The sequence below is a fragment of the Streptomyces sp. NPDC094147 genome, assembly GCF_044764265.1.
In the GTDB taxonomy this organism is placed as follows: Bacteria; Actinomycetota; Actinomycetes; order Streptomycetales; family Streptomycetaceae; genus Streptomyces.
Genome location: NZ_JBIWHT010000031.1, coordinates 56656 through 65175 on the forward strand (window position 1 = coordinate 56656; position 8520 = coordinate 65175).

The 8520-nt window shown below is 69.5% G+C and carries 9 protein-coding genes; 4 read left to right on the plus strand and 5 right to left on the minus strand.

Going from position 1 to position 8520, the window contains the following annotated elements; all coding sequences use genetic code 11:
* Positions 1–32 precede the first annotated feature (32 nt).
* Both ACIQ8J_RS30470 and ACIQ8J_RS30475 read left to right on the plus strand, forming a co-directional pair.
* On the plus strand, positions 33–1268 hold the full coding sequence (locus ACIQ8J_RS30470) for a cytochrome P450 (RefSeq protein WP_403276057.1): 1236 nt from the start codon (positions 33–35) through the stop codon (positions 1266–1268).
* Positions 1269–1546: 278 nt separating this feature from the next.
* Positions 1547–2167: a ScbR family autoregulator-binding transcription factor gene (locus tag ACIQ8J_RS30475; protein ID WP_403276060.1), complete on the plus strand. Its 621-nt coding sequence runs from the start codon at positions 1547–1549 to the stop codon at positions 2165–2167.
* A gap of 48 nt (positions 2168–2215) precedes the next feature.
* Here ACIQ8J_RS30475 and ACIQ8J_RS30480 read toward each other — a convergent pair whose 3' ends face one another.
* A complete protein-coding gene (locus ACIQ8J_RS30480) occupies positions 2216–2914 on the minus strand; it encodes a ScbR family autoregulator-binding transcription factor (RefSeq protein ID WP_403276061.1) in 699 nt (232 codons plus the stop codon).
* Positions 2915–3618: 704 nt separating this feature from the next.
* Between ACIQ8J_RS30480 and ACIQ8J_RS30485 the strand changes: the two genes are divergently transcribed.
* Positions 3619–4449, plus strand: coding sequence for a BTAD domain-containing putative transcriptional regulator (locus ACIQ8J_RS30485; RefSeq protein WP_403276063.1), 831 nt, complete (start codon positions 3619–3621; stop codon positions 4447–4449).
* A 45-nt stretch (positions 4450–4494) separates the two neighbouring features.
* Entirely contained in the window at positions 4495–5139 is a 645-nt protein-coding gene (locus ACIQ8J_RS30490) for a ScbR family autoregulator-binding transcription factor (protein ID WP_403276065.1), read from the plus strand.
* 139 nt (positions 5140–5278) lie between these two features.
* Here the strand turns inward: ACIQ8J_RS30490 and ACIQ8J_RS30495 are convergent, their stop codons facing one another.
* The 4 genes from ACIQ8J_RS30495 to ACIQ8J_RS30510 form a co-directional block, all read right to left on the minus strand.
* Positions 5279–6268 (minus strand): BTAD domain-containing putative transcriptional regulator, encoded by a 990-nt coding sequence (locus tag ACIQ8J_RS30495; protein ID WP_403276066.1) that lies wholly within the window; start codon positions 6266–6268, stop codon positions 5279–5281.
* Positions 6265–6999 carry a thioesterase II family protein gene (locus ACIQ8J_RS30500; protein ID WP_403276067.1) on the minus strand — a complete coding sequence of 245 codons (735 nt, stop codon included), beginning with the start codon at positions 6997–6999 and terminating at the stop codon, positions 6265–6267. Before ACIQ8J_RS30500 ends, ACIQ8J_RS30495 begins: the two co-directional genes overlap by 4 nt.
* Positions 7000–7125: 126 nt before the next feature.
* On the minus strand, positions 7126–7578 hold the full coding sequence (locus ACIQ8J_RS30505; RefSeq protein WP_403276068.1) for a nuclear transport factor 2 family protein: 453 nt from the start codon (positions 7576–7578) through the stop codon (positions 7126–7128).
* 72 nt (positions 7579–7650) lie between these two features.
* A partial coding sequence (locus ACIQ8J_RS30510) for an alpha-isopropylmalate synthase regulatory domain-containing protein (RefSeq protein WP_403276069.1) occupies positions 7651–8520 on the minus strand: 870 nt, incomplete at its 5' end.

Below are 8520 nucleotides of genomic sequence, written 5' to 3' on the forward strand. Positions count from 1 at the left end.
GAAGACGCAGGATCCATTGACCGGAGGCACGGATGAGGCAAGCTGTCTGCCCTTATGCGCTGGACGTGACGGGAAGTGATCTCGCAGGTGAGGCTGCCGCGTTGCAGGCACAGGGGCCGGCCGTCGAGGTGCTGCTCCCGGGGGGAGTGGCAGCGTGGGCCGTCACTCAGCACCGCTATGTCAAGCAGCTGGTGCTGGACCCGCGGGTGTCCAAAGACGCCCGGAAGCACTGGCCTGCTTTCATCGAGGGGCGCATAACACAGGAGTGGCCGCTTTATCACTGGGTGTCGGCGAAGAACATGCTGTTCGCCTACGGTGAGGACCATGGACGGCTGCGTCGGCTCGTCGCAGGGGCGTTCACTACGCGGCGTACGGAGATGCTCCGGCCGCGAGTCGAGGCAATCACTGCCGAACTGCTTGATGGCCTGGCGGCCGTACCAGCCGGACAGCAGATCGACCTGCGGGCGTCGCTTGCCAAACTGCTGCCCGTACGGGTGATTTGTGAACTGTTTGGGGTCGCCGAAGACGCCAGAGCCCCTCTGATTGCTGCGATCGACACGACGATCAGCACCGGGGCGACACCACTGGAGATCTATGCGGCGCAGAGCAAGGTCTTCGAGTTGCTGGCCGAGCTGGTGGCCGCGAAGCAGGCCCAGCCCGGTGACGATCTGACGTCCGCCCTGATCGCGGTTCGAGATCAGGGCGACGGCCTCACCCAGCAGGAGCTGGTCGACACCCTGAACCTCGTGATCGGGGCGGGGCAGGAGACGACGAGTTCCTTGATCTGCAGCGCCGCTGCGGCCCTGCTCGACCAGCCCGAGCAGCTGGAGCATGTACGGTCCGGCCGGGTGAGCTGGCGGGATGTGATCGCCGAGACCACCAGGACGCACGGTCCTGCGGCCTACATCCCGCTGCGGTTCGCTGTGGACGACATCGATCTGGGCGGTGTCACCATCAAGAGAGGTGACCCCATCATCGTCTCCTTCGCCGCTGTTGGTCTCGATCCGGAGCATCACGGGCAGGATGCGGCTGTATTCGATGCTCGGCGGACCGATCGTCACGACAGTCTGGGCTTCGGGCACGGTGTCCATTACTGCCTGGGTGCGTCGCTGGGCCGTATGGAGGCCATCGTCGCGCTCTCAGAACTCTTCGCGCGCTTCCCGAAGATGGCGTTGGCGCGTCCCTTGGAGTCGATCGAACCCATGCCGTCGTTCATCGTCAACGGGTACAGCTCCCTTCCCGTGGTGCTGAGGCCGATCGCCGCCTAAGTCACGTACTCCGCCGCAGGACCAAGCCAGACGAACTCCGCAGCCTCCCTGGGCTGCGGAGTTCGTCGTTTGGGACACCATGTGGCCGAGATCTGCGTAGGTGTCGCTCAAAACCGCCAGAGCGGTTTATTATTGTTCCTCGTGCGGACGATGCCCGACGGGGAGAGTCGCTGCGTGCACTCGGGTCATTACGCCAATGTCCCGGGGTTGGGGGAAGCGTGCAGGCCATTCCGCCATGAAGTCCATATTTGCCCCCTCTGCACCACCGGAGCCCTCTGATGGCCAAACAGGATCGCGCGGTACGTACGCGTAACGCCTTGATCGAGTCTGCCGCCGAGCTTTTCGACAGCGACGGTTATGAACTGGCCTCGCTGTCCATGATCAGCACACGAGCCGGGGTGAGCAGCGGCGCGCTGCACTTCCACTTCGCCAGCAAGGCGGCCCTGGCCGAAGCGGTCGGAGAGGCGGCTGCGCAGCGGCTCGATCGAATCACCCAGCAACAGGCCGACGGCGCCCTGCAGGCGTTGATCGATGCCACGCACGCCCTCGTTCAGGGCCTTGATCACGATGCGGTGCTGCGCGCGGGGTTCGGCCTGAGCGACAGCCTCGAGCACGTACGCGTGGGCACGGGCCTGCGCGGCAGGTGGCAGGAATGGGTGGAGGACTCCCTGACTCGGGCCGGCAGGGAGGGTGCGCTGGCGACGGAACCGTCGGCGCAGGACGCGGCGACGGCTGTGGTGGCTGTCACGGTGGGGCTGGAAACCCTGGGCCGCCAGGACGAATGGTGGCTCTCGCACACCCCGCTCACCCGGTTCTGGCGGCTGCTGCTGCCGAGGCTCGCGGAGTCTTCCTGTCTCGACACCCTTGTGGCGTCCGGTACCAAGGTCGGGACGCCCTAGCGGTGGGCACGCACCTGCCGTAACACCGGGTCACCGGCGGTCCGGTGATCAGCCTGTGAGCAACGGGTGGGAGGAGAAGGCGGTCCTGTCCAGCGGCCGCTGCGTGCCGCGAGCAGTACCGCGCCCGCCCGTGTGTGCGCCGGCCAGGTCGAGCGTGGTGAGCGCCGCCGGAGTGGCCAGGCTCGGAAGGACGACCTCCCAGAATCTGGTGAGCGTTTCCGGGGAAAGCCACTCGGCGTCGTTCCTGGCGAGCAGCTCCATACCGGTGGTCGCCGCCACGATGGAGGCGGCCGCGTCGTGAAGAGTGGCGCCCTCGGTGAGCAGGTGCTCGTCCGCGGCCTGCGCGAGCAGGCGTTGGACGTACTGGCGCCACTCCTGGCACATGTCCCACTCGTTCTCGCACGCCGGGTCGCCGTTCAGTTGAACGCCGGCGCGCGCCACGACATCGCGGCGGAGCGTGTCCGCCAGGGCGTGCGACGCGTTGATCAGCCTCTGCAACGCGTCCGTATCGGGCCGCAGTGTCGCTGCATGGGCTGCCGCGCGCAGCGACACTGCGGCTGTGGACTGCACTGTCGAGGCCAGCGCGGCCTTGCTCTCGAAGTGGAAGTGCAGGGCGCCCGCGCTGACTCCGGCGCCGGCGCTGATGTCCGCAAGCCGCGCCTGGACGTATCCGTGCCGCCGGAACACGTCCGCCGCGGAGTCTATGAGTGAGCGCAGGGTGCGCACGGCACGCTCCTGTTTCAACACCGGTGGCTCCTCAGGGTTCAGAGGCAGAAATAATAAACCAACCTAGCGGTTTGATTCCATGGGGCCGAGTCCTATTTCTGCCAATAAGGACATCTCGCTGCTGCGGCGGCGTGTGCGACTGGCATGCGGGCCAGATCTGAACAGTGTGCGCCGATATGCGCACTGTACGGGCAGCTGAACGCTGTACGCAAGGCGGCACGCCGTGCGGAAAGGAGTGTTGAGCGATGCTGTAGCGGGGGCCAAGGGAGACGATTAGAAACCAGGGGAGCGGTATGTTTCTATGGTTGTGGGCTGGTCCTGACGGCTCCGACCGCTTCCATCGCGCCGGGTCGCCCAGAATGTCGCCGGACCCCGCCGGATCCCGCTGCGGTGGGCCCCAGCCCCCGGGAGGTGATCTCCGAGCCTGCCAGTCGCGCCTCCGCCTCCCGGGAGGTGCGGCTATGGGTCCGCTTTCGGTGCGATCGGCCGGGGTGGAGCACCTTTCGGGCCCCGGAGCCCGGCGCGCCTCGCGGTCGCGCATCCTCCCTGGCTGCAGGCGCGCTTGAGGCGGCGTGGACCTCCGTAAAAACAGCGCGAACGGTTTGGTATTGACAAACCGCCCGTCCCGTTTTTTACTCGTCATGTGCCGAGAACCGGTTCAGCCGCAGCCCTCGGACGACTGGCGGCTCATGACTCATACGCGATACACGAACAGGGGACACGGCGTGGACATCGATGTACTGGGCGCATTGGCCGTCAGGGAGAACGGGATCTCGGTCACGCCGACCGCACCGAAGCCGCGGCAGGTGCTGGCGCTGCTGGCGCTGCACGCCGATCAGGTGGTGCCCATGGCCTGGCTGATGGAGGAACTCTGGGGCGAGCGGCCCCCGCGCAGCGCGCGGACGACGCTGCAGACCTACATCCTGCAACTGCGCGAGCTCATCTCCGTGGCGCTGGAGCGCGATCCCGAGCACAACGGGTCGCGTACCGCCAAGGACGTGCTCCTCACCATGCCCGGCGGCTACCTCCTCAAGACCTCGGGCGGCACCAGCGACGTCCGTGAGTTCGAGCGCCTGGCCGGCATGGGATACCGGGCGATGGACGCCGAGGACTTCCCGACCGCCGCCCGCCAGCTGCGCGAGGCCCTCGTGCTGTGGAGCGGCTCCGCCCTGGTCGACGTACAGGCCGGGCCGCAGCTGGAGATGGAGGTCCTGCGCCTTGAGGAGACCCGGCTGTGCGCCCTCTACCAGCGCATCGAGGCGGACCTGCGGCTCGGCCGGCACCGCGAGCTCCTGGGGGAGCTGACCGTTCTGGTCAGCCGCTACCGCACGCATGAGAACCTGCACGGCCAGTTCATGCTGGCGCTGCACCGCTCCGGCCGCCGCGGCGAGGCGCTCGACGTCTACCAGCGGCTGCGCAACTCCCTGGTGCGGGACCTCGGTCTCGAACCCTCCGTCGGACTGCGGCGGTTGCAGCGGTCGATCCTCACCGCCGGCCCCGAGCTCGTCCTGGACGCGCCCGCCGCCGGCGACGAGCGGCTGACCCGCGTCGGCTGATCGACCGCTGATCCAGGATTTGGTACGAGAGGAAAGGAGACCAGGATGCAGGCCAGGTCTCAGCGGACCCGCCGCAGGCTGGTCCACGCGGGGGCACAGACCTTCGACCGGAACGGCTTCGCCCAGGCCACCCTGTTGCAGATCGCCAGGGCGGCGGGGATGACCAAGGGAGCGCTGTACTTCCACTTCGGCTCCAAGGACGCGGTGGCCGAGGCGGTCCAGGAGCAGGGCCGCGCGCTGCTGCGGGACTTCGTGCAGGACCAGTGGGAGCGGGGCGTCCCACCGGTGCAGGCTCTGATCGACATGACGCACTGGCTGGCGCGCAGCCTCCACGGGGACCCCGTGATCCGCGCCAGCTTCCGCATCACCAACGAATTCACCGGACGGCCCTCACCGGTCTCCGACTTCCACCAGGAGTGGATCACCGAGGTGCTGCGGCTGACCGGCCCGGCCCTCGCCGAGGGCGAAGTGCTCGACCGGGGTCCGGGCGACGGGCCGGAGACGCTGCTGTCCGCCGCGGTGTGCGGCATCGTGACGCTGGCGGGCACCGGTGTGCCGTTCCCCGAACTCAGCCGCAAGGTAGGCGCGTTGTGGGACTTCCTGCTGCCGGCCCTCGTGCCGCCGGGCCATGTGGCGCGCTATCGCACCGACGCCCCGGCCCTCCCCGGCGAACTCGCCGAGGCGGCTTAGCCGCCCCCCATACACAGCTGACGACCCCCGCGGATTCTGACCGCGGGGGTCGATTCGTGTGCCCGGGTGGCAGGACGCCCGCTGCCATGGGTCCCGTCCCCTTCCCGGGCCGGGGACGGCCGGGCCAGGGGACGGGCGGTTACGACACGGGCGGGATCAGAGCCGTCATCGCGTCGAAGCGGCGTACCAACGCCTCCTGCTCGCGGTTGAGTTCGTCGATGCGCTCTTGCAGGCGGGCCACCTCGCGGCCCAGGTCGAGTGCGTGCGCCACGGTGGCGGGCTGTGCGGGAGCCGGTCGGCTCCGGGGGGCCGACAGGCTGGGGGACTGGTGGAGGATCGCCTCCATCCGGCCGTGCAGGGCCGGGCCCGGACCGATGCCGAGGGCGCCGGCCAGACAGCGGCGCGCCCGCTCGTACACGCCCAGCGCCTCGGCCTGGCGGCCGCTGCGGTAGAGGGCGACCATCAGCAGGTCGTAGAACCGTTCGCGCAGCGGGTGATCGGCCGTCAGTTTCTCCAACTCGCCCGAAATCTCGCCGTGTTGGCCGCAGCGCAGGCTCGCCTCGTACAGCGCCTCCAGCGTCGTGAGCCGCTTCTCCTCCAGGCGGGCCGCCTCGGCCGTGCAGATCGGTCCGTACCGGCTGTCCTGGAGCGCCGGCCCGTGCCACAGGGACAGGGCGTGGCGCAGGAGTTCCAGGGCGCGGGCGGGATCGGCGGGGGCCGCCGCCCGGCTCTGCGCCGAGAGCCGCTCGAAGTGCTGTACGTCGGTGGTGGCCCGGCCCAGGGTGAGCAGATAGCCGGTGGGCAGGGTGCTGATCCATTCGTGGCCGGGCGCGCCCGGGGCGTCGCCCGCGGGCAACAGCCGCCGCAGCCGGGCCACATGGGCCTGCAGCGCGTTCGGCGCGTTCGTCGGGGGCCGGTTGCCCCAGAGTTCCTCGATGAGCCGGTCGGCGGAGAGCAGTTCACCGGCGTGGATGACGAGCGCGGAGAACAGCGCCCGCTGCTTGGAGCCGGAGGGCGTGATGGCCGCTCCGGTGCGACCGTCGTGGATCCCCACCGGTCCAAGGAGGCGGAACTCGGTCTCGGCGCAGGCCCCCACCGTGGTGGGGGAGCGCAGGTCGAGGACGGTCATCGCGGTACCGCGGTGGCGGCCTTCGCGAGTGCGAGCGCGCGGCCCGCGTCCTGGGTGATCTGCTCGATCAGCGCGCTGGGGTCGTCCCGGAAGTAGAAGTGGCCGCCGTCGAACAGGTGGAGGCCGAGGAACCGCTCGGCCAGCGTGGACCAGCCGTCGAGCTGCTCGGGCGGCACCGTCTGGTCGTACCTGCCGCCGAAGGCGGACACCGGCACGGTCGCCGGCAGCGCGGTGGGCGCGGGGCTCCACGTCTCGCCGAGCCGCAGGTCGCCCCGGATGGTGGGCTCGAAGAGCCCCCACAGGTCCGGGTCGTCCAGTACGGCCTGGGGCGTGCCGCCCAGCGCGGCGACCGCTCGGCGCAGCGCGGCGTCGGAGAGCAGGTGGCGGTGGGACGCCTCGTCGATGCGGGTCGCCCCGCGCGCCGAGAGGCCCAGCCAGACGGGCGGCGTGCGGCTCTCGGCGAGCAGCCGCCGGGTCAGCTCGTACGCGACGACGCCGCCCATGCTGTGCCCGAACAGGGCGAAATTTCCGGTGAGTTGGTCGCCCAGCTCGGCCACGAAGTGGTCCACGACCGCACCCACGTCGGCCAGCGGCAGCCGGTCGTCCAGCGGTCCGCGGCCCGGGACGTCCGGTGTGCGGACGTCCCAGCCGGACGGGAACAGAGCCGGCCAGTCGCGGTACATCAGATGCGAACCACCCGCGTGGTGGAACACGAACAGGCGCAGCTCCATGGTGTCTCCGTCGACGGTTCTGGTCAGGTCTTCGGACGATAGCCGCCGCACGTCGGCCCCGGCGGATTCCGCGAGCCGGCTTCGGCTGCCCGTACAAGGGTCTTCGAGGCAGGCCCGTACGAACCTTTAGGCGAGGTCGTCGCGGGTGACCCGGCGGTGCCGGGTGCGCCAGGTGCTGCGCGAGCGGATGAGCTCGTCCTCCATGACGCACACGTGCAGGACCTTCGACGTGCCGCCGGGCGGCGTGGTGTACGCCAGCGCCGAGCAGCGGGTGTGCAGCGTACCGTCGAACTGCGGCAGCACGTCGAGCTTGCCTATCCACCGCTTCAGCCCGGCGCCGTAGCGCTGCTGCCGGGCCCGGTCGCGGCGCACGGTGTCGGCGAGCCCGGCGCGGCCGCGCACCGGCGTGCTCAGGGGCGGCACTTCCAAGACGGCGTCCTCGGTGAACGTCTGGGCCCAGCGCTCGGCCTCGTGGGCGTCGAAGAGCGTCAGCTGATGGGTGTAGAACTGCTCGACCTGCGCGTACAGCGAGGCGAACTCGGTCCTCCCCGTGGGTTCGACGCGGATCTCGGTGGTCATGCGATCTGCCTTCCTCTTCCAGGAACGTCCAAGGGATACGGAAATGCGGGAGACGCCGGGTCGGTCCAGGGCTCACGCCGCCGGTCTGACCCCGGCGCGCAGCAGTCCGTAGGTGTACGCGTCCTCAAGAGCCCGCCAGGACGCGGCGATGACGCTGTCGGCGACGCCCACCGTGGTCCATCTGGCGGCGCTGTCGGAGGTGGTGACCAGGACGCGGGCCGTGGACTGCGTGCTGTGCTCGCCCCCGAGGATGCGCACGGTGTAGTCCACCAACTCCAGCTTGGCGAGCTCGGGATAGAGGCGTTCGAGGCCCGTGCGCAGGGCACGGTCGAGGGCGTTGACGGGGCCTTGGCCGTCGGCGGTGGCGACGATGCGCTCGTCGCCGACCCACAGCTTCACCGTCGTCTCGTCGCAGTGGGTGCCGTCCGGGCGGTCCTCGACGATGGCCCGCCAGGATTCGATGCGGAAGTAGTTGCGGGGGCCGCCTTCGACTTCGTCGCGCAGGAGGAGTTCGAAGGAGGCGTCGGCGGCTTCGTAGGTGTAGCCCTGGAGTTCACGCGCTTTGACGCGTTCCACGACGCGGGCCACGACCTCGCGGTCGCCGCCGAGGTCGACACCGAGTTCCTGGCCCTTGAGCTCGATGGAGGCCCGGCCCGCCATGTCGGACACCAGCATCCGGATGTGGTTGCCGACCAGCCCCGGATCGATGTGCTGGTACAGATCCGGATCCACCTTGATCGCCGACGCGTGCAGACCCGCCTTGTGCGCGAACGCCGACACCCCCACATACGGCTGATGCGTGGACGGCGCCAGGTTGACGACCTCGGCGATCGCGTGCGAGATCCGTGTCATCTCCGCCAGCGCACCCGGCGGCAGCACCCGCTTGCCGTACTTCAGCTCCAGAGCCGCCACCACCGGGAACAGGTTCGCGTTGCCGACCCG